Origin of the sequence: Prosthecobacter fusiformis (assembly GCF_004364345.1) — a bacterium.
GTDB lineage: Bacteria > Verrucomicrobiota > Verrucomicrobiia > Verrucomicrobiales > Verrucomicrobiaceae > Prosthecobacter > Prosthecobacter fusiformis.
On the sequence record NZ_SOCA01000015.1, the window covers coordinates 1 to 21175 of the forward strand.

9 protein-coding genes and 1 rRNA gene are annotated in these 21175 nt (G+C 54.1%); 5 read left to right on the plus strand and 5 right to left on the minus strand.

The genetic code is table 11. The features are described 5' to 3' along the window. Positions 1-191: 191 nt before the first annotated feature. The 3 genes from rrf (at position 192) to EI77_RS21690 (ending at position 12116) form a co-directional block, all read left to right on the plus strand. Positions 192-307, plus strand: a 5S ribosomal RNA gene (rrf, locus tag EI77_RS21680). Positions 308-849: 542 nt separating this feature from the next. Continuing rightward, positions 850-10323, plus strand: coding sequence for a S8 family serine peptidase (locus EI77_RS21685; protein ID WP_166647437.1), 9474 nt, complete (start codon positions 850-852; stop codon positions 10321-10323). A 215-nt stretch (positions 10324-10538) separates the two neighbouring features. Then, positions 10539-12116, plus strand: coding sequence for a hypothetical protein (locus EI77_RS21690; protein ID WP_208300446.1), 1578 nt, complete (start codon positions 10539-10541; stop codon positions 12114-12116). Positions 12117-12133: 17 nt separating this feature from the next. Here EI77_RS21690 and EI77_RS21695 read toward each other — a convergent pair whose 3' ends face one another. Next, positions 12134-15016 carry a DUF1553 domain-containing protein gene (locus tag EI77_RS21695; RefSeq protein ID WP_133797415.1) on the minus strand — a complete coding sequence of 961 codons (2883 nt, stop codon included), beginning with the start codon at positions 15014-15016 and terminating at the stop codon, positions 12134-12136. A 138-nt stretch (positions 15017-15154) separates the two neighbouring features. Between EI77_RS21695 and EI77_RS21700 the strand changes: the two genes are divergently transcribed. Next, positions 15155-16987 carry a hypothetical protein gene (locus tag EI77_RS21700; protein ID WP_133797416.1) on the plus strand — a complete coding sequence of 611 codons (1833 nt, stop codon included), beginning with the start codon at positions 15155-15157 and terminating at the stop codon, positions 16985-16987. 16 nt (positions 16988-17003) lie between these two features. On the opposite strand, the gene EI77_RS21705 is transcribed toward EI77_RS21700, so the two are convergent. The 3 genes from EI77_RS21705 to EI77_RS21715 are packed head-to-tail and all read right to left on the minus strand — an operon-like array spanning position 17004 to position 18988. Beyond that, positions 17004-17648, minus strand: a complete 645-nt coding sequence (locus EI77_RS21705) for a TVP38/TMEM64 family protein (RefSeq protein ID WP_133797417.1) — start codon at positions 17646-17648, stop codon at positions 17004-17006. A gap of 55 nt (positions 17649-17703) precedes the next feature. After that, complete coding sequence (gene fabG / locus EI77_RS21710; RefSeq protein WP_133797418.1) at positions 17704-18450, minus strand: 3-oxoacyl-[acyl-carrier-protein] reductase; 747 nt, start codon at positions 18448-18450, stop codon at positions 17704-17706. Between the two features lie 49 nt (positions 18451-18499). Beyond that, the gene (locus tag EI77_RS21715; RefSeq protein ID WP_133797419.1) at positions 18500-18988 is read right to left on the minus strand and encodes a hypothetical protein; all 489 of its coding nucleotides are present in this window, start codon (positions 18986-18988) and stop codon (positions 18500-18502) included. Positions 18989-19035: 47 nt separating this feature from the next. On the opposite strand from EI77_RS21715, the gene EI77_RS21720 reads away from it, so the two are divergent. Further along, on the plus strand, positions 19036-20133 hold the full coding sequence (locus EI77_RS21720; RefSeq protein ID WP_133797420.1) for an NHL repeat-containing protein: 1098 nt from the start codon (positions 19036-19038) through the stop codon (positions 20131-20133). A gap of 16 nt (positions 20134-20149) precedes the next feature. Here the strand turns inward: EI77_RS21720 and EI77_RS21725 are convergent, their stop codons facing one another. Next, complete coding sequence (locus tag EI77_RS21725) at positions 20150-21148, minus strand: alpha/beta hydrolase (protein WP_133797421.1); 999 nt, start codon at positions 21146-21148, stop codon at positions 20150-20152. Positions 21149-21175 lie beyond the last annotated feature (27 nt).

A 21175-nucleotide genomic window follows, 5' to 3' on the forward strand; every position in this document is an offset into this window, starting at 1 on the left:
ATGTGTTCAGCTTAGAGATACTAATCATCCGTTTGTCTTACATTGCTTCCATTTCAAATCAGACACACCGTCTGCCTTGACCGAAATTGTTTTTTATCCTGTATGCAGTTGTCAGGGAACTTGGAGTTCCTTGCCTTCAGACACCTGACCAGTTCAAACAAGCGCAAGCTTGGATGACCTCTGATCAGAAGTCTGGTGGTCATGGCACAGTGGCACCACCCGTTCCCATTCCGAACACGGAAGTGAAACGCTGTTGCGCCGATGATAGTTGGGCGATAGGCCCTGCGAAAGTAGGTCGCTGCCAGTTTATACCCCCTCCTTCAGCAATGAAGCGAGGGGGTTTTTTATGCCCACACTTCAGAGGCAAATCACTGCTTTAATCACACCATTTGGATCAAGCTCCAAGTTCATCTAGCAGCCCAGATCACCCGGCAGCCAGACACACGGAAATCGTGGTCTCAATTCGGCTGTTTTAGAAGTGATTCTGTGTGCTAAAATTCGACTGTGAAGATTACTTGTTGCGCCTGAAGAGGAGGTTCTCTGAGATCCTCATTGCGATTCGCTGTAAATTCCCGTTTTTTGAGTTCGAGCTTGCCTTGGTATGCGTAATTTGTTGAAATCTATCTAATGCTCAGCCCCCCACCCAATGGTAGGCTTTTTTTATGCCTCCTAGCCCTTTGTATGGGCATTGTCATCACATGCCTGATGATGTGGGAAAATGCTGATAAACCAACACTTTCAGGTGGAATATCGGGTTCGGTCACTTCGGATTTACCTCCTGTCCACATGGCCTCGGGTGAGGTAAAAAGGCAGGAACAAGAGCCTGCTAATCTTAGCCGCAAGAACCATTTGCCTCAACGGCCCGGAGAGAAGCTCAATATCGGGGAGCGGCGTCTGCTCGAAAATGCCGTGATGCTAAATCAGGCGGTTTACCCTGCCGATGCCACCGGGCTGAGCCGAGAAGTTCGCCTTTGGAGGACAGCATTTAAATACCCTTTAGTCCGTGAAGAAGTCTGGCTGAAAGATGCAGCCGGCGAGGCTGGCATTATACGCCGCGAGTTTTCTGTGGCGGATCATGTGATGGTCAAATTTCCTGTGGGTTTGCCTGAACGAATGATCAACGAGTGGGCCGACAAGCATGGATTTTACGTTAGGCACTCTCTGAAAACCAGCCCGATCAAACTGATCGCGACACCCGCGGTGAGCTTGGACGCAGCGCAGGCGATTGTTGCGGCTTTCAATGCCGACTTCCCTGAAGCGGCTGAAGTTACGGTGGCCACGGCGGAGCCTGATTATCTGATTTTTCCCTCATTGGCTACCGATGATGAGAATTTCAATAGCTTATGGGGATTGCACAACGTGGGGCAGACCGGGGGAAAGACGGATGCAGATATTGATGCTTTAGAGGCCTGGGATTATACAACAGGATCTCGTGAAGTGCTGGTAGCGGTGATTGATACTGGGATAGATCGTACTCATCCTGATCTGGCGGCGAATATCTGGACTAACCAGGGTGAAATTCCCGGGAATGGTATAGACGATGATTTGAACGGTTTTGTGGATGATGTCCATGGTTGGGACTTCTTTGCTAATGACAATGATTCCATGGATAGCGAGGGACATGGCACCCACTGCGCCGGGACCATCGGCGCTGCGGGGAATAACCGGATCGGCGTCACAGGTGTGTGCTGGCAGGTATCCATGGTGGGCATCCGCTTTTTAGGACCTGATGGAGGGGCGACTTCGGATGGGATCGAAAGCATCTATTACGCCACTTCACTTGGAGTGGATATGACCTCCAATTCATGGGGCGGTTCAGGCTACAGCGCTCTGTTGAAGCAGGCGATTGATGATTCAGGCGAACACGACATCCTGTTCACTGCGGCCGCTGGCAATGATGCGACGAGCAATGAGATCTATCCACATTATCCATCGGATTTTACGTCGGAAAACATTATCTCAGTGGCGTCTTCCACCGCCAGTGATGCGCGATCCAGCTTTTCAAATTATGGCAAGGTTTCTGTGGACCTGGCAGCTCCAGGAACTTCCATTTTCAGTACCATTCCTGGCTCCGCCTATGGCAGCAAAAGCGGCACATCCATGGCCACTCCGCATGTTACCGGGGCGCTGGCTCTTGCGAAAAGCATCGCCCCCATGATTGGAGCGGCAGAGCTGAAGCAAAAGTTGTTAGCGACGGTGGATGCTGTGCCTGCTTTAGAATCCACTTCACTTTCTGGCGGCAGGTTGAATGCTTTAAAGCTCGTCCAATCTTTCGCCGGACCTTACCCTGTCGTGGCAGTCTCCCGCGTGACGGAACATTCGGGCGGGAACGGGGATGGCATACAAAATCCGGGTGAGTTTTTGTCGGTGGAGTTCACGGTTACTAACCGGGGAACGGAAACTGCCACCCATCTGGTCGCCACCCTATCCAGCAAGGCTGCGGCGGGTGCCTCACATTATAACATCATCGAGGAAAACGTTCCCGTGGGCACTCTTGCGGCGGGCGAGACGTCGGCTACCACCAGCCGGTTTGTGGTCATGGCGCATGAGAATGTCCCCACTCCAGACACGGAAGAAATGATGATCACTCTCAGTTATGGGGATCCCCAACAGACAAGGGTGCAGTCTGTGAATCTGCAGCTTTTTACCAGCAGCCAAGTCGCAGGTCGGGTGACGGATGCGAAAGATGGGTCGGGACTTGCCCAGGCCACTGTTTCGATGGACGGTCCGAGTGTCGTCAGTGTTAGCACCAATGAAGACGGTTATTATACCGCCACTTTGATCGATGGCGTCTATCAAACCAGTGCTCTTGCACCGGGTTATCTGCCCAGCCCACCACAAGAAGTGACTGCCCCGCCTGGGCGTGATGATCTGCATTTTGTTATGGCCAAACCTCAACTGCGCTTATCGCCGGAGGCAATTTCCGTGCAGGCGAACAGCGAGGAAGTTGTGCAAAGGGATGTCATGCTAACCAATGACGGGACTGCCCCTTTGGAGTGGTCAATTCGCCCGCTCAAGGTGAACCAGCAGACGATCTCCACCGTTCTCCCGTCTGTACAGGCGGGTGCTTCTAACGACCCTGACGTATCTGAGATCTCTCCCCAACCTCAGGCTGAAATACCTGAGCTAATCCTGCCTTTAAATGAACTGAATGGTGTTAAAGTGGCTGCTGTTTATAGCACGCAAAGTCGCAGCATTTTCCTTGGAGACCTACGAGAGCGCGGTGCGACAGTGGTAACGCTTTACCCTCCGTTTACTGAATTGGATATGCAGGACATCGATGCTGTCATTGTGGATGATAGCATCACGGCGCTGTCCACGGCGGATATTCAGTTGCTGCGTGCTGCCATTCATGAAGGTACAGGTTTATTGTGTGAGGCGGACAATTCGGAATCTCTAGTAAAAGTAAACCAACTCTTGGCCGATACTGGGATCACCCCTCGCTATCAAGGCTTTCGCAATCTGATACTGTCCGACTTTGTACTGCATCCCATCACTTCCGGGCTGGTTTCATTGCATGAAACTTCTGTCGGATGTACGGCAGATATCTCGGGTCCTGCTCAGCCTCTCGTACGGGAGGCGGATGAGAAAGTGCACGCGGCTGTATCTCGATTGGGTAAGGGGGCCGTTGTTTTTGTGGGCAATGAGATCACCTATGCGACCAACTTTTCGGTTGGTGATGGCCGTCGTTTTGCCAACCAAATCGTGGATAGTCTGGTGGCAGGACCGGAGTGGCTCACTGTCACCCCTCTGGCTGGTGTTTTAGCTGCTGGAGAGGAAACCACAGTCAGCTTAGGGATGGATGCCCGCACAGTTTGGCCAGGCCAGCATGATGCCAATTTGGAGCTCTCCTCCAATATTCCAGGAGAACCGGATATCATGGTACCGGTCACTTTCGAGGTCATAAAGATGCCGGATATCCAGGTGAATCAGCCGTCCTTCGATTTTGGACAAGCTATTATCGGTACAACCGTCACCCGTGAGATGGTGATTACCAATGCTGGCTCGGGTGACCTTGAGCTAAAGGCACCGTCTCTAAGTGGCCCCCATGCTCAATGGTTTTCTTTGAGCCTCACAGATGGAGTGGTCATTGAACCAGGAGGGCACTTATCATTGACTGTGACTTACTTGCCGGGGGCTCCTGTGGCTGCTGCTGCTCATACGGCTCTGATCAACCTTGCCTCCAATGATGCTGAAAGCCCTCTGTTGCAGGTCCCTCTTTATGGGCGTCATCTGGCTGCGCCCAATATTGGCATCGCTCCACTACGCACCGTACTGCAACTTGCTCAGGGACAGACTGCAACTCGTACTCTCACGGTGAAAAACACCGGCAAAGGTGTGCTGAACATGAGTGCAAGCCTCATCTTTGCCTCATCCGCGCCTACTGATTGGGTGGAAATCGAGAGCGGTTCCACGATGACAATCGCTGCAGGAAAGTCTGCCAAAATCATTGTGCGCTTTCATGCCCGTACTTATCTGGCTTCATCATTCGCGGCCGTGCTGCGCGTGTTATCCGAAGATCCAGACACACCGGTTTATAATTGCGATCTTTTGCTGACGACGACCTCAGCTCCGGTGGCGGATTTTGCCCCCCTGAATTTTGACAAAACGTATGTCGGGGTTCCCCAGTCAGGCTCGGTCACATTAAGAAATACGGGCAGTGTGGATATGGTTGTGCGAGGCGTTCGGGGATTGAGTTCGGTCTTCCGTTCCACGATGAAAGTTCCTTTCACCATCCCTCCGCAGGGTGGGGTGACGATTCCTGTGACTTTTTCACCGGCCAAATCAGCCGTTTATAAATCAAGCCTTCTTGTTACTGCCAATGTGCCAGGAAAGTATGTTTACGTCCCCCTGACCGGCATCGGGGAGCGATATCCGGCCATCAGCGTTTCTCCAAAAAGTCTAACTGTAAGTTCTTCTCCAGGTGTTCCACAGTCACGTGTCCTCCAGGTCACCAATCTGGGAGGTGAGAGTTTGATATGGAGCGTGGAGCCTGTTTCCACTGACGCTGAGTGGCTGATCCCGCAGACCTCATCCAACAGCCTTACCACAGGAAAAAAAGGGCAGGTGAACCTGTCTTTGGCCTCGGCCCAGAAAAATCCAGGCACCTATAAATCCTCCCTCAGGATCATCTCGAATGATCCTAAAATCCCGGTGGCCACGGTGCCAATTACCTTCAATGTTTCCAGTCAGGCGGTTGTCCAGACTGTTCCATCTGCGCTGGACCTGGGGGACATTTGGAAAAGCCAAGTGACCCATCTGCATTTTGATCTTACCAATGTTGGCAACCTGCCGCTGGAGATTCGTACCGTCAGCAGTAATACCAAAGATATGATCTTTCCATTGTTTGGGAAAGTTACCCTTGCCCCTGGAGAGTCACTGCCTTTGAGAGGAACCTTGCAGCCCACAAAACTCAAGGCATTCAAGGGAGTTTTGACTGTTAAAACAAGCAGCCGCGTAAATCCGACTGTGAGTCTGAGGGTCTCCGCGAACGTGATCAATCCTCCCACAATGCTGGTGGCTCCTGGCTCGCTGGTAGAGACTGTCCAGCCTAACGTGATGTTAGAAAAAAATATCACCATCAGCAATCAGGGGGATGCAGATCTACAATGGCAGTCCGAGGTCGTTGCGCAGATAGATTCGCCTGATTCGGCAGGGACGCTGGATGAGATTTTGCAGAGACTGGATGCCCGTCATGCTGATTTTACTCAGCTTATACGCAACCGTTATAACTTCTCAGATGGCACCAGCGGATACAGCATTTCCAATGGTGGATTGAACATGTATAATGCGGGTAATCTTTTCTCCACCAATCACAACGGTGGTAGTGCTGTGGCCTATTCAGACGGCAATATTACAGCGGATGTCGGACTGGGTGCCTCCAGCCGTTATTTTACGCGGAAGAAGCCTGGACTCTTCGTGATGGCAGCTAATCTAGCGGGTGCCACCACTTTCCGTATTCGTGGCGGGTTGGGAGCCTCTGGTGCTGGAACTGCCACAGGCAGTGTGCTTCATCGTTATGGCTATACGGGGTTCTTCAAACAGGTCACGGGTGCTCGTATTGGTGTCCCATCTGTTTTTCATCTCATTGTCATGCCAGATCATGAAGGCCTGACGCGGACGTTTTCGACCAATACTAGCCTGGATGACCACGAAATCACGGGCCTGCCTGCCAGCACTCGCGTTTACGCACTGGTCTTTGCCGCAACCTCTGGCACAGTTCTTACGGAATCTGAGATCCGGCTTCTCATGGATAAGTTTGTGACTGGCATCCTGCATAATGCAGATACCCGGTGGCTACGAATGAGCGCCAATGAAGGGGCGGTAAAACCGAAGGGGACATCTTCTCTGACACTGAGTCTGGATGCCCGGAATATGGAGGCTGGCAGCTATGCGGCCAAGCTACGCATTTCGGGAAATGCGCCGGACACACCTACATTGGATGTGCCTATCACCTTTAATGTTCCCTCTGCCGCTGTTTTAGTTGCGACGCCTTCATCCATCGCAATGCCGGATACGCCCGCCAATGGGACAACGACACAAACTGTGACACTGCGAAATGAAGGTAATCTCGCTCTGCGTATTTTAGGTTTAGAAACGAGTGATCCCGCTTTTGCCTTCAGTTATGAGTTCTCTATGCCCCATCTGCTAAAACCAGGTGAAAGCTTGGCTGTGAATGTGAAATTTACGCCCACTGATGCCATATCATATTCGGGGGTATTTAAAGTGTTATCGGCTGCGGATGCGCCAATGGAGACTTCCATTCCACTGACGGGGACTGGACTTATTGCACCTTTGCTCACATTGGATCCGACAATGGTGGGGATTACCACCCGTCCTGGCGTTCCTGCTTCAAAGGTTATTACCTTATCGAACACCGGGACAGCCACACTGGATTGGCGCCTTGGTGCGACCCCTACCACCGGTATCTTAAGTCATGTAGCTGGAAGCATCCCGGCTGGAGGGAGTCAGGAAATAACCCTCACCACTTTGAGCACTGCCACCACATCGCCGGGGGCTTCCGTGCAAAGCATTTCATTCGTTTCCAATGATCCTGTTAGGCCGATTGTTGGTCTTACTTACACACGGAACATTCAGGCTGAGCCAATTCTTACCGTCACGCCTTCTCCCGTAGATTTTAATACCGTGCGGCTGCCTGGGCTTGTCACCCGGCAAATCGTCTTGCGCAATTCAGGAAATGCAAATCTGATTATCTCAGGTGTCACTTCTCCTTCTCCTCATCTTACTCTGCTATCCACCACCTATCCCGCTGTCATCTTACGCGGCGCATCCCACACCGTTACTCTTCAGTATGCGCCCACTGCGCCAGAGATCTTGAGCGGCAGTTTCATTTTCACAACGAACAATCTTTATGCTCCCACGGTGGAGGTGCCCCTGAGTGGAGAGGCCGGGTATCCGCCTCTACTGGCGGTTTCTCCAGGAGCCGTGAATGTCAGTTTGGAGGAGGGGCAGACCGTCAGTTCTACGCTGGAGGTGCGCAATGAGGGTGGTTCATTGCTTTCATGGAATGTCAGCATCACCCCAGCTAGTGCTAAATCCTGGTTGACGCTGACGAAGACTGCGGGCGGCACCCCGGCTGGGGGTGTTTCGCAGTTCGAGATGAATCTGAGCGCTGCACGCCTGCCTCCATCGACTGTTTCAGCGACGCTCATTATTTCCAGCAATGCGGCGGTCAATGCCACTGCGAGCATCCCGGTTTCTTTGCAGGTCACGCCAGGGGAATTTAGTGTTTCGAGTTCTTCTCTTGTTACTTCCACCGTGGCGGGTGCGCCTGCGCCAAATTCATCTTTTAGCATCATTCCGCGCCCAGGACACACGCCTTCATGGACGGTCAGTTCAGATGTGCCCTGGATCATACCGTCATCCACTTCAGGCACCGGGGCAGGAGAGATCACTCTCTCTTATTTGGGCAGTCTGCCCGAGGGGACTCATACGGGCCAAGTCACTGTTTCCACTGCCAGCCTCACCCGGGTCATCCAGGTGACTTGTCATGTACTAAAACTTCAGCTCTCGCTTTTGCAAACGGATCGGCGTCACGACTGCCTCCTTGGGCTGGTGAGAGGAACAGCAGGGGCGTCCTCGTTCCTCATCGCTCTAAACCCAGATACTTTAGGCGTGGAAAATCTGGTTCAGCTACCCACAGACATCTCAAGCATGGATATGACGACCGATGAGCGTACGCTTTACGCCATTAGTTTTGCAGGCCAGTCCATCAGCCGTGTCAACTTGGATGACTTTTCGTTGGTGGCCACTCGCAGCATTCCAGCCACCACGAAAGTGGGTTCTCATGTCTATGTGCAGGCTGGGCGTGAAGGCCGCGTGTATTATACTGATGCGTCCGCGAACCCAGCCCTTCATTCATTCGATTTTGAGGCTGGAGCGGATATCGAATCCTTCCGTTTGACCGGTCTCATCGGCATCGGCGGTTTTGTGGTCTCCCCGGATGCACGAAGAATCTATGCGCGGTCTTTGACCGCATGGACCGGCCTTGGCACAGCTTATCTTGCCCAGTTGGATTGCAGCAATGATGTCCTTTCCCAGGTGGCCAGTTCTGGTGCGACTCTGGTCAGGGATGGTTCCCCGCACCCCGTGCTGCTTGGGGCAAATGTGGACAGCGTCATCACGCAGGGAAAATTTTTCACCCTTGGTAGCCTCGGCAATGGTGTGCAGGGAAGCTTAACGTCCAGCCACATTTACACTGCTTCTGCGTACCTGGATGTGGTCGTTACCGATTCCCAGATCATTCGTACCGATGGTTTGGACGTGGTGGGAAATCTGCCCGTCACTACGACCATCACTGCCTTTTCCCCAGACCAGTCCCAACTGATCTATCAAGATCCAGTCACGGGCTTGCTGGGCAGCATTGATACCAGTTATCTACCGTCCATCGCCGTTACACCCGGTGTTGAATCCGGCTCCGTTCAAAACAGCAACTTTAATACCCTGACTTGGTCGGGCGACCCTTCTGCCAGTACTTATGACATCTACTTGGGCACCGATGAAGCGGCTGTAGAAGCTGCCTCGAACCCAACTTCCAGTCTCTTTCAAGCCTCCACTCCCGGCACCGGTTTTGCTCTCTACACGCCACTCGTCCAGGGGCAGACCTACTATTGGCGGATTGATTCCAGGGCACCCGACAATACTGTTTCTAGCAGTCCGGTTTGGAGCTTTAAAATGGCTGCTGCCGGAACCGATCCTGATAGCATCTCTGGTTATGCGATGCCTGGCAGCACCGCTGTACAGGAGTTCCCCTTGTCTGTCGTGACGGCTAGCGCTAATGTCCCTTGGTCCCTCACCAGTGATTCTGCTTGGGTTAATGTCAGCTCTGCTGCAGGCACCGGACCTGCGGAAGTCATTGTTACGTTGGTTCCCTCATCCCTGGCCCCAGGTGCCACTCATGCCGAACTCACGCTTACATCCGGTGCCGATGTGATCCGCATTCCCGTCCGTTTCGATGTCATGAGTGAATTAAACATTATTAAAATGCAGGCAGATCCGGCATTGCCAGTCGTGCATGCCTTGCATCGTGAAACCACCGCGCCTTACCTCTCCTGGCTACTGTGGGTGGACCCTGCTACCGCCACGGTTTTAGATGGTGTGATGGTGGGCCCTGCCGCCATGGACTTCGCCTCCCACAGTGCAGATGACAAAATTGACGTGCTGGTGGATGATGGTCGGCGCGTCCAGCGGGTTGCCCGACAGGGAAATCACGCCTTGCTCTCATCCTATGACCTCTCCGAACTGCAAACCGCCATTCATGCGAGCAGTGTAGGCCGCGTGGTGACACGCAGTGCAGCGAACACCCTGCAACTTCGTTTTTCCTCAAATGGCTCAGCGATTGGCAGCGCCGTTCAGCTATTGGGTCTGCAAAGCCTTACTGTGTCGAGTACGGACGGTGGGTCCATTTATGCTGCGGTCACCCAAAGCAGTACGAATGTTGGCCTAGTGCGTTATGCCGTCACAGGTTCGGGTGTGACTCCGGTCACTTCTCTCTATTTTGCGGGTACTCTCCAGGCACCCCTCCTTTTGTCCGCCAGCCAGGATAAACTCATCTATGGCCAAAAAGCCTATAACCCCGACCAGTTAAACAGCAGCACTAGTCTTGGCCAGCGGGTTTATGCCATCTCCCCTGATGCCGCCCGATTCGTTTCTTCCAGCACTGTCTTTTCTTTGGCTGATCCAGCCACACCTCTGGCGACCTTGCCAGTAACGACGACACAGATGACCATCACTTTTGATGGCCAAAAACTGCTTCTGTTTTCGCCGGTTAATCGTGCCTTCCATTCCGTGGATATGCCGTAAGTCCGCTTGTTCTGGCGGGCAAATACTCGGCTTGCCGCATACATCTGTTCATGCCGATCTGGTTGAAAGTGGCGGAAGTCGTGCTTGCATCACGATAAGGCTTTTGGTTATACCTACAAAGTTGACTCGATGGGTGTAGGAATTTAGCAATTCTTAATATTTAATGTGAGTGAGCGATTGCATGGTGACGACTCCAGTTTTAATAATCACTGTTTATGGCGGCTCAAGCATCCGATTCATCCATGGCATCGGCCAGCTCACAAGAGCTACCGCTTTTTACTGAAGCGGGGCTAGAACTGAGCGCCAATCAGCCCGGCGCTCAGGAGGGGATGACGGCGCAGGTGCCGGTCAGGAATTTGCCCGAGCTTCCACCGGAACTCAAGCAAGTGGCGAAGTCGCTCGAAAAAGCGATGCACGATCCGGGTTCTTTACCGGGCGCTTTTTCCAATTTTTGCGGGGCCGCATATGTGAAACCTGATTGGGCGGGATATGCCAGTGAGTATTTGGCCGCTCTTTTTGATGAACAGGAGGACACCCTGGCAGAGATGACCCGCATACCGGACCTCATCATCGAACTGGGTTCTGGTCACTATACCCTGACTTTTATGGTGGCCTCACGCTGGGCAGCCAAGGCCGATTTGGCGCGGTTGACCCGGCTGGCGGAGGCCCTGATCGCCACCCAATCCAAGATGAGAAGTCCAGAAGTGGTGGACCTCATGCTGGCCCTCACTACCTCGCTGGCCATCAGCCGCTATTCCCGTGCGGAGCAGTTGCTGTCGGCTGCTGAGCCCTATGTGCCAGGGGATGACAAGGATGCTTTGTTGGAGGCGCAACTTTGGCTGGATGCTGGCTGCATTGTTCGTGGATGCACGCAGGAGGCCAGAGAACTGTGGGATCAGCGATTGCGTCGCCCTCGGGTGGCCTGGACCTGGGAAGGCCGGGAGGAATGCGCTGCACTGGCGCAGCTTTCAGACTGCCTGGACACGGGATACACTGCGGCCACTCTTTTTAAAGCCGTCGTACCAGCGGGATGGTGGGATCTGCTCGTGGTCCGGGAAAAGGAGCGGGCTGTGCATGAAAATGCGCTGGCTGCGGCCAAAGCCTATGCCAAGGAACAACGTGAACAGCGGCCGGAAGAAGTCCCTCACGAGCAGCCCCGGCAGATCGTGCGGCAACCCATCATTATTTGGCGTGGCATCCCCTTTTTCGTCGGTGGTCTTGTGGGTGCGTGGGCTCTTCTCCTGGGAATTTGGATCAGCCCTTTTGATCTCGAAAGAACTCCGACTCAGCCGGTAGCCCAGACTGTGTCACCATCTGCCACCGTCCCAGCAGCATCTTCCGCAAAAACGGTCCAGGCGTCTTCAACCGTACATCCTCACGCTGCTTGGCGGAAGGAGCAAACGGCATCCCTGGCGGCTGAAGTGCCTGAATTGCGAGCGTGGGTGGAAAAGATCGAAATAGGTGAGTGGCCTGCGTATGAATCCCTCTTGAAAGGGCAGACTCCGCAGTTGCCTCAGGAAGATGCACGGTATCAAAAGCTGCTGCTGTGGCTGCATCTGGATCCGCCTTCTAATGCTGAAATCCGCCGCCAAGTTCCCTTACTGCTAGCGGAGCTTCGGCAGGATAGCACGGTGATCGAACTCTGGGAAAAGCTGGTGTATCCAGGTTCTTTAAATGCAGGTGATATTCAGGCGGCAGCGCTCCGCACCCAGCATGATAAAAAAGACGCTTGGTCTGCCACCCAGCGTTTTCAATTGGCCAGTATTGCCAAGCGCAATATTGCCAGTCCCTGAGGTGCCCTTCATTACCGCTATTTTACGAACCTAAACTCAGGGGTGGCCCACAGTGTTTGAATGAGCCGCGCCCAGGCATCCCGGGTTTCATCTTCGGTGCTGTTACCAGAAATCGAAGCATCCAGGAAATCCTCAGCGATTTTGACTTCTTCCTGCGAGGCATTGCGATTCAGTGAGCGCTGGTAAGCCTGGTGGATGCCTTGTTCCATGGTGTCTGCGGTCATCACCTTCTGCGCGGTGGCGCGGGCCAGTTCGATAACCTGCGGATTGTTCATCAAATAAAGCGCCTGAGTGGCCACGGTGCTGGTGGTCCGCTGGGAGATAGGCTGGTTGATGTCGGCAAAGTCGAAGACTTCAAATAGAGGATGCCGGACGTTGCGGAAGGCGGCAGTATATACGCTGCGGCGGCTGTCATTGAAGGGATACGAATACTCCATGTTTTGCACCTTCGTATCATTGGAATCAACGGCCTTGGCATCCCCGATATTGGGGCCTGCCCAGCGTGCGTCCACGCTGTCTGCGGCGATGAGCATGGCATCGCGGATGCATTCAGCGTCGAGCCGTTTACGATTCATGCGGGCTAGCAGGCGATTGTCGGGATCGTTCTCCGCAATCGTACCTTCAGAGCTCATGCGATAGGTGCGGCTCATCACCATTTCTTTAACGAGTCGCTTCAGGCTCCAGCCATCCTCCATGAATTTTACGGCCAGATAGTCCAGCAGTTCTGGGTGGGATGGCAGTTCTCCTGTAATGCCAAAATTATCCGTGCTACGGACGATGCCTGTCCCGAAGATCCAGTGCCACACACGGTTGACAAAGACACGAGCGGTCAGTGGATGGTTACGTCCCGTCATCCATTGGGCCAGTTGCAGCCGCCCGCTCTGATTTGCATGGATCTCAGGGACCTCACCTTTGGTGGCTACCTGGATAAACCCGCGCGGCACCGTTGCCCCTAGATTGCGGATGTTTCCCCGGACGTGAATACGGGCGTCCTCCGGTTTCTCATCTTCCGCCACAGTCATCGCTTCCTGGCGTATGGGACCGTCTCTTTGAAGGAGGCGGAGTTGCTTGCTCAGTGCGGCCAGTCTTGTTTGGATCTGTGTTTCTTCTTCACTCACCACGGGCTTCTGTACCTCCGGCATTTCCATATCAGTGGGCAGAAATTGGACTGCATCCACCGTCACATAGCCCTCAGAGCCAGCATTGGAAATCATCACAAAATTCTGCCCCGTTTTTTCAAACCGGAAGGTACCCAGTGAAACAAACTGGAGGCCCTTCAAGCCTTCCGTACTCTGTTTGAAATAGACCAGTTCCTCCCCATCGGCATGAAAGATGGTCGCTGGAATGCGCAGGGCACGGCCAGGGCCAGCACTGAAGGCCAGTCTCACTTCGTAACGTCCTGCCTGGGGCAGTTTGGGCGTGAAGGTGAGAGTCTTTTCACCCTTGGCTTCATTGTAATCGCTCACATATCCCTGGCCAATAAATGGCGGATACATTTTGCTTTCCTTCCAGTAACCCACCTTCTGTGCGGCACTGTCGTCCACGACCACGCCGGGGAGGTCATCGATACTCAACGTTGCACGTTTGCGCAGCGCGGCCCCGCCGATGTCTCCCAGGTCATTTTTCAGAGAGGCAATTTCATCCGTTAGCCTGGCCATGGCTTTTTCCTTCTCCTGCATTTTTATCTCCTCCTCACCTTCGTAGGGCAGGGGAGTATCAATCCAGTGGGCCACATTGTCTGTATAATTTTTTAAAGTGCGAGTGCTGCGAAGGATACCCGCCATCGCATAATAATCGCGGGTGGGGATGGGGTCGAACTTGTGGTCGTGACAGCGTGCGCAGCCGATAGTCATTCCCATGAATGATTTGCCGATGGTGTCCAGTTGCTCGTCCACAATGTCCATGCGCAGCATCTGCTTGTCCTGTTCCTCATAATTGGTTGGACCCAGGGCCAGGAAACCTGTCGCTGTCAGGTTCATGCTGCGTTCGGCTGCATTCTTCGCTGGCATTAAATCTCCGGCGATCATCTGTGTGATCATCCGGTCCACCGGAACATTGGATTGAATGGCCTCCAAAAGATAATCACGAAAACGCCAGGCATCCTTGAATGGCAGTGAGCGCCCTCCGCCGGAGGATTCCGCAAAGCGCGTGATGTCCATGAAATGGGACGCCCATCTTTCCGCAAAGGCAGGAGTCGCCAGCATCGTATCCACCAGTTCCTCCAGTTCCTCCAGTTTCACAGGATCAGTCACGGTTTGATCCGCTTTTGAAATGTTGGAGGCATCTTTGCCGGGCGGGAGACCGGTGAGGTCAAAGGAGAGTCTGCGAGTCAATGTGGAAACGTCCGCCTCGGGAGCCGGCTTGGCCCCCTCACTCTCCAGCTTTGACAGGATAAAGTGATCAATGGCATTGTAAGCCCAATCGGTTTTTTTCACCGGAGCCGGGAGCTTGGCCGTCGGCGGCTGAAAAGACCAAAAACTGCCATCGGCCTTTGGGCTGCTATGGCTGCCTTTGACCGAGGGAGCATCATCCCGGGGATCATGCGCGCCATTGGCGATCCATGTCTTCAGGTCTTCCAGTGCCGCCGCAGGCAGTTTTTTCTTGGGCGGCATTTTGAGGTCACGATCCTCGTAGCTGACGACTTTCCACAGCAGGCTATCCTCGATCTTGCCTGGAACAATGCTTGGACCGGAATCTCCACCTATTTCCCAACCTCCACGATGGTCCAGCCGCAGGCTGCCTTTTTGTTTATCGGCACCATGACACTCGGTGCAATGTTCCAAGAGCAATGGCCGGATGCGTTTCTCGAAAAATTCCGTCGGTTCCACCACTGCGGCCATGCCGACAGCAGGCACAAGATGCAGAATCCAGCAAGTAAGGCGAGAGGCGGTTTTCAGCATGATCAATTAAGCAAACGAACGATGCGTAAATCGTCTTTCAATGGGGCATCGGTTCTGGCCCCGGGCCAAGATCTTTCGAAGACATTGATAAACGGCGTTGCCATCGGAGGCGTAATTTCTTTAACTGTGCATTTCCCCATGCGTTTCTCCCCCCTCAGCGCAGCCCTCTTGTGGGTAACTCTGACCGCCTCTCTTTACGCCGATCCCGGTGCCCGCCAAGTTTGGCAGCCCGTGCAGGAATACTTTATCCGCATACAGCCCGGCAAGCAACCCATGCCAGTTTCCGGCACGCGCAGGCTGAATTCCTTTGTGGCCTATACGCATTTGGGGACGGACTTTGGATTCCATGGTCCAGCCCAGCATACCATTCAGTGGGAGAGTGATGAAATTTGTGCATATTTGGGACAGGATCCTGATGCCTGGGCCGGCCTTTGGCACAGTCTGGCGGGACTGGCGCGTGAGAACGCCAAAGTGATGAATTTCGCCGCTCCCTGGCCGGACTTTATCAGCTCCAAATACCAGCCGAAAGTGAGCAGTGTCATGATCCAGGCTAAAGGCCAGGGACGGCTGAAACTGGAGATCAAATCCAATGAGCAGAAGATCCTATGGGAGCATTTGCTGGAGGTGGATGCCAATGAGGGCGAGACCTATGTGCTGCCAGTGCCGACGCTGGCCATCCCAAATGCAAAGCTCATCAACTGGACGGCTGAACCTGGCAGCGAACTGTGCGTGAGCAGCCTGAATCTCGGCATGGAATTGCCGGGAGTTCCGTATGATGAGTATGTACTGGCCGCTTCGTATGCAAAGCTGGCCCGCTGTTATGACCCTGCCTCCGGTTTTGTCAAAGACCGCGCCCACACAGAGGATGGGGCCTTTGAGTCCATGGCCTCCACCGGCATGTTTGCTCTGGCTACCATGGCTGTTTCCCAACCTCCTCTGGAAATAGTGAGCGCCAAGGAGGCCTCTAAAATTCTTCATAAAATCCACCGCGCGGCACGTTCATTGGATCGCCCCCTCGGCCTGCTGCCTCATTTTGTGCGCCGCAGTGCGACGGGGTATGTGATTCATCCAGGAACAGAATACAGCACCGTCGATACGGCCATTTTTTATCATAGCCTGCTGCTGGCGGCACAGGGATTGGGTGATGAAGAGCTTCATATGGAGCTGGTCTCCGCCGTTGATCAGATTGATTTCAAAGCCCTGCACCTGCCCAGTGGCATCATCAGCCATGGCATGAAAGACGATGGCCGCACTCTGCTGCCGCATGGCTGGAATGACTGGGGTGGTGAATCCGCGCTGATCATGATGCTGGAGCGCATCTATAACGACAATGCCCAGCGTGTGAAAATGGAGCGCCCTGGCCAGCCTTGGCAGGGGACCGGCTTTATTCCTGAACTGCAGAGCCTTTTTTATCCTGACTTTGACAGTGACGTCCCGGATGCCCTGGATGGTGTGAAATGGCTCAGTGCGCGCACCCGAATGCTGAGGGCACAAAAGGACTACATTCAGCGTACCTGGCCTGATTCTATGGCGGCTAAAATTGGCCTTTATGGTTTGTCTGCCGGTGAGGGCGAGCATGGAGATCGCTATTATGTGGGTGGGGTGGATTTGCCGGATCAGTCCATGATCCACCCGCATTACATCCTTATGTCCGCCCCACTCACTGTGCCATCGGAGACCTACGCGCTGTTGGATCGCATGGAGAAAGCGGGTTATTTTCCTCCCTGGGGCTTGGTGGAAACCATCTGCATCACAGCGCACAGTTACTTACCCATGATCGGTTCCCTCAATGCCTCCTTCGAGACGCTAGGTGCCTACCATCTCTTTGCAAAAAATCGGGGTGTTCCCAATCTCATCTATGAAGCCAGCCGACGCTCTCCAGAGCTCCGTCGTGCAGTTGAGCTTTTTTATCCGGTTCCTCAGCCGCCAGTTCAGTCCGCAGAATTAAAAGTTCCTGGGGAGGGTGAGTGAGGGGCCTTCTGATGCCTTATTTCCGCCACCACTTAGCTGCGCAACTCCATAGGATGAGCGGCAAGATAGCACTCAGGATGATTGCCCATGTGGGGCTGGAATGACCTAACTGGCCGATGAGGGCAAATGTAAAGCCGAGAGGCAAAGATCCGCAGGCAAGCGCCAGCACAAAGGTGCTCCAGCGCATCTGCATCATACCGGCCAGGCAGGCCACTGCTTCCGGCAGTACGGGTGCCCAACGGGAGAGTGCCACGAGCCACCCGCCTTTTTGGGCGAACAGAGCTTCCCCTTGCCGTAATCCCTCCTCACCGGCGATCCATTTTGCAGCGGATCTTCCCAGCCACCGGCACAGTCCATAAGCTGCCATACCGGATAAAAAAGATCCGCTTGCCGCGATCAGCCCTCCCAGCCACCAGCCATACATCCAGCCTAAAGCTGACATGACCACGGTGCTAGGGATCGGCAAAACAATGTCACTCATGAGCAGTACTATCCCTGCCGCCCAGGCCCAGTCTCCATACCCCTGCATCCAACGTTGAGCGCCTTCCAGGTTCAAGATTTCATCAAAGTGCTCCCCCCAAATTAAGAAGGGGACGATGATGCCTGCCAGCACCACCAGAATCAGAGTCCACAATGCTCCTTTGCCACGTCTGGATATCATGAGTCAGGAAGACGACGGGGTTAAGTAATGCCTAACCCCGCTTTCGAAAGATCGGTTACATCACCATGCCACCATCCACAGCCAGCACCTGGCCCGTGATGTAGCGTGCTTCGGAACTGGCCAAAAACAGGGCTGCTGCGGCGATGTCCTCCGCTTGGCCGAAGTCGGCTAGAGGGATTTTTTCGAGCACGGCAGCCTTCACCTTCTCATCCAGCACACCTGTCATGTCGGTCGCGATGAATCCGGGGGCGATCACGTTGGCGGTGACCCCGCGGCCAGCGAATTCACGTGCCAGCGACTTCGTGAAGCCGATCACGCCTGCTTTCGATGCTGCATAGTTTGCCTGACCGGCATTGCCAATGAGGCCAATCACCGATGCCACATTGATGATTCGTGCGCCTTTTTGTTTCAAGATGCTGCGTTGGAAAGCCTTCACCATGTTAAAGGTACCCTTCAAATTGGTGTCCACCACAAAGTCCCAATCATCCTCGCTCATGCGCAGCAGCAGGCCATCCTTCGTCACCCCGGCGTTGTTGACCAGGATGTCCACATGACCAAAGTCCGTCAGTACGATCTTGCCCAGCTCTGCCACAGCTGGGCCGTTGGCCACATCCACGGCATAGCCTTTGGCTGCGCCAGGATACAACGCATTGATCGCCTCTGCGGCGGCTTGGGAGTTGGCCTCGGTACGGCTGATCACGGCCACTTTGGCCCCTTCAGCAGCGAATTTTTCGGCGATGGCTTTGCCGATGCCACGTCCGGCACCGGTGACGACTGCGACTTTATCTTGGAGTTTACCCATCCTTCATCATGGCAAAGCCCTGCTTCATGGCAAGCGCGGACCTTGGTCCTCAGTCGAACGCGCTGCCCACAGCTTCCGCGATACACACCAGGGCTGTTCCCACCAAATCACCCGCCTGTGCATAGTCAACTTGGCTCAGACCCTCCAGCAGGTTTGCCAACGTCTTCCGAATTCCCACCCAGGCAAAGAACAGGAAAAGCAGAGCCAGCAAGACAAAGCCAAACCCTGCATTCAGATTACCTGCGCTAAATTGCAAATAACTACCATAGGCCGCGGCTGCTGAAAATCCTCCAAGTGTCCACCTTAGCAGCGTGGGCATCAGTTGCACTTTCACTTCTAAAAGCTCTTCCCGGCTGACCACATGACCTGCTTTGAGCGAGGCTTTGATCCCTGCCCTCTCGATCTTGGGCAGCAGTTTTTCAGCTTTAGATGTCATGTCACGGAGCTCAATCCATTCGCGTATGGATGCCAATTCCAAATAACCTGCCTTTTTCAAACCCTCGCGTTTCTGGGCGCTTCCCAAAGTCGCATCTTCCATCTCATCAGCATTTCCATTCAGCTTCAGACCCGCTAAAAAGTACGCTCATGAAGACACGCCGTCATTTCCTCGCCGGACTTACCACCGCTGCTGCCGCGACTTTTTCCCAGACCTTGCGTTCTGCGCCAGACCCAAAGAAGGACATCATCGTCGGCCATGGCAAGCATCAGTATAAAGTCATCAAAGACTGGGTCGCCCCAGGGCAGGGGAGGCATCATCCCATCTTAAACTGTCATGAAATGGTGCAGGTGAAGGATGGACGTCTTTTCATGGTGGGCGACCATTGGGATAACCAAATGCTGGTTTACAAGCCAGACGGCACCATCCTCGAATCCTGGGGCAGCGTCTGGCCAGGCGGGCACGGTCTCAGTCTCAGCCGCGAAAACGGGGATGAGTTTCTCTTTGTCACTGACAGCGGTCTTTGGAAAAGCGGTGGCAGTGGCTACCGCCAGACAGGCCGTGTGAGCAAAATTGACCTGACAGGACGTGAGATTTTTAGCCTCAGCCACCCCATGAGTGTCGGTGCGTATGAGCCGGACCAGTTCTTCAATCCCACTGAGACCGCCGTTGCCCCCAATGGCGATATCTACGTGGTGGATGGTTACGGGTCTAACTACGTATTGCGTTATGACCACCAGGGCAGATTCATCTCCCGCTTCGGTGGTAAAGAAGGTGTGCCAGAGCTGGAACGGCTGAACAATGCCCACGGCATCGAAATTGACCGTCGCAAAGGTGATGATCAGGCGACGGTTCTGGTCACTTCACGGGCTGACCATTGTTTCCGCCGCTTTACTTTGGATGGAAAGTTTATAGAAACGATTTCCGTCCCCGGTTGCAAGGTCTGCCGACCGGTCATCTCAGGCCAGGAGCTTTATGCCGGAGTCTGCTGGTCCACGGACCCGGTCCGCAGCAAGCTTCCACAAAATCCTTCCGGCTTCACGGTCATCTTGGATGCTGAGGGCCAAGTCATCAGCGCTCCCGGAGGCACGGCACCTGTTTACGAAAACGGTCAGCTCAAGCCCCTGCAGCAGGCGCAGCCCGTCATTGATCATGGCCATGACGTCTGCGTTCTTGATACCGGGGACCTCATTGTCTGCCAGTGGAATGCCCTTCAAACTTACCCCATCAAACTGGAGCGCATCTAGTGGTTCTGAAGTCTGCCTAACAAAATTTACGCTGCTTTTTTTTCTTCGGTTTCTTTTCCTTCACGCCATTCGCCTGCTTATACATCCGGGCATATTCGGTTACCTGCTCGTGGGTGAGAGTGGGCTCTCCGGTGATCCAGCCCAAGCTCGCCAAAAACTTCTCCGTCTCGCGCACGGTGTCATAAAAGCGATCACGTGATCTGCCGATTCCAAAGAAGCCATGTCCCTCACCGGGGTAGATGGTGGCATCCATCCGTACTCCTGCTGCCTGGCACATATTTTGAAACTCTTTGACCTTCGCTGGCAATAGGAGACCGTCTTCTGACCCCACCAGAATCAGGCCCGGAGGATCATCCCGGCTGACATTCTTCCAAGGGGAAATGGGTTCAAATGCGGAGCGTCCTTCTGCCGGTGCATCCGGCCGTTCTTGCCCATGAAGCAGGGCGGGATTGAAGAGCAGCAGTGCATTGGGCTTTGGTGAGATGCTCAAGTCATCTTGCGGATCATCCTTCCCGTCCACCATACCGAGGTATGAGGCCAGGTGTCCCCCTGCAGAGCCACCTCCGGCTGCGATACGGTCTGGATCAATGCCCAATTCTGCTGCGTGGCTCCTCACCCAGCGCATGGATGACCGGGCGTCCAGGCAGGCATTTAGAGGCACCTCTCCCTTTTTATTGACCAGCCGGTATTGCACTTGCACAACGACCATGCCGCGAGTGGTCAAATGATGTCCCTGGTAGTTGAACTGCGTGGGCTGGCCGCCAATCCAGCCGCCACCGTGATAAAAAACTGCGGCAGGTCGCTTGTCCGTCGCCTTCCAATCAGGAGGAGTCATCACGTAAAGCTTCAGTTCCTGGCCGTCGGCTTTCTTGTAAACATGCGCATTCCCCATGTACTTTTGCCCGAGCGTAGAGGCAGCATCAATAGCAGCAGAATCATTTGTCTTTTCTCCCTGAGCGATGCTGTAGGCAGTGAGGGCCATCAGGAGAGTCAGGCTGGCGATGAGAGTTTTCATGGGGGAATCATGCTGAGTGGCCAGGGC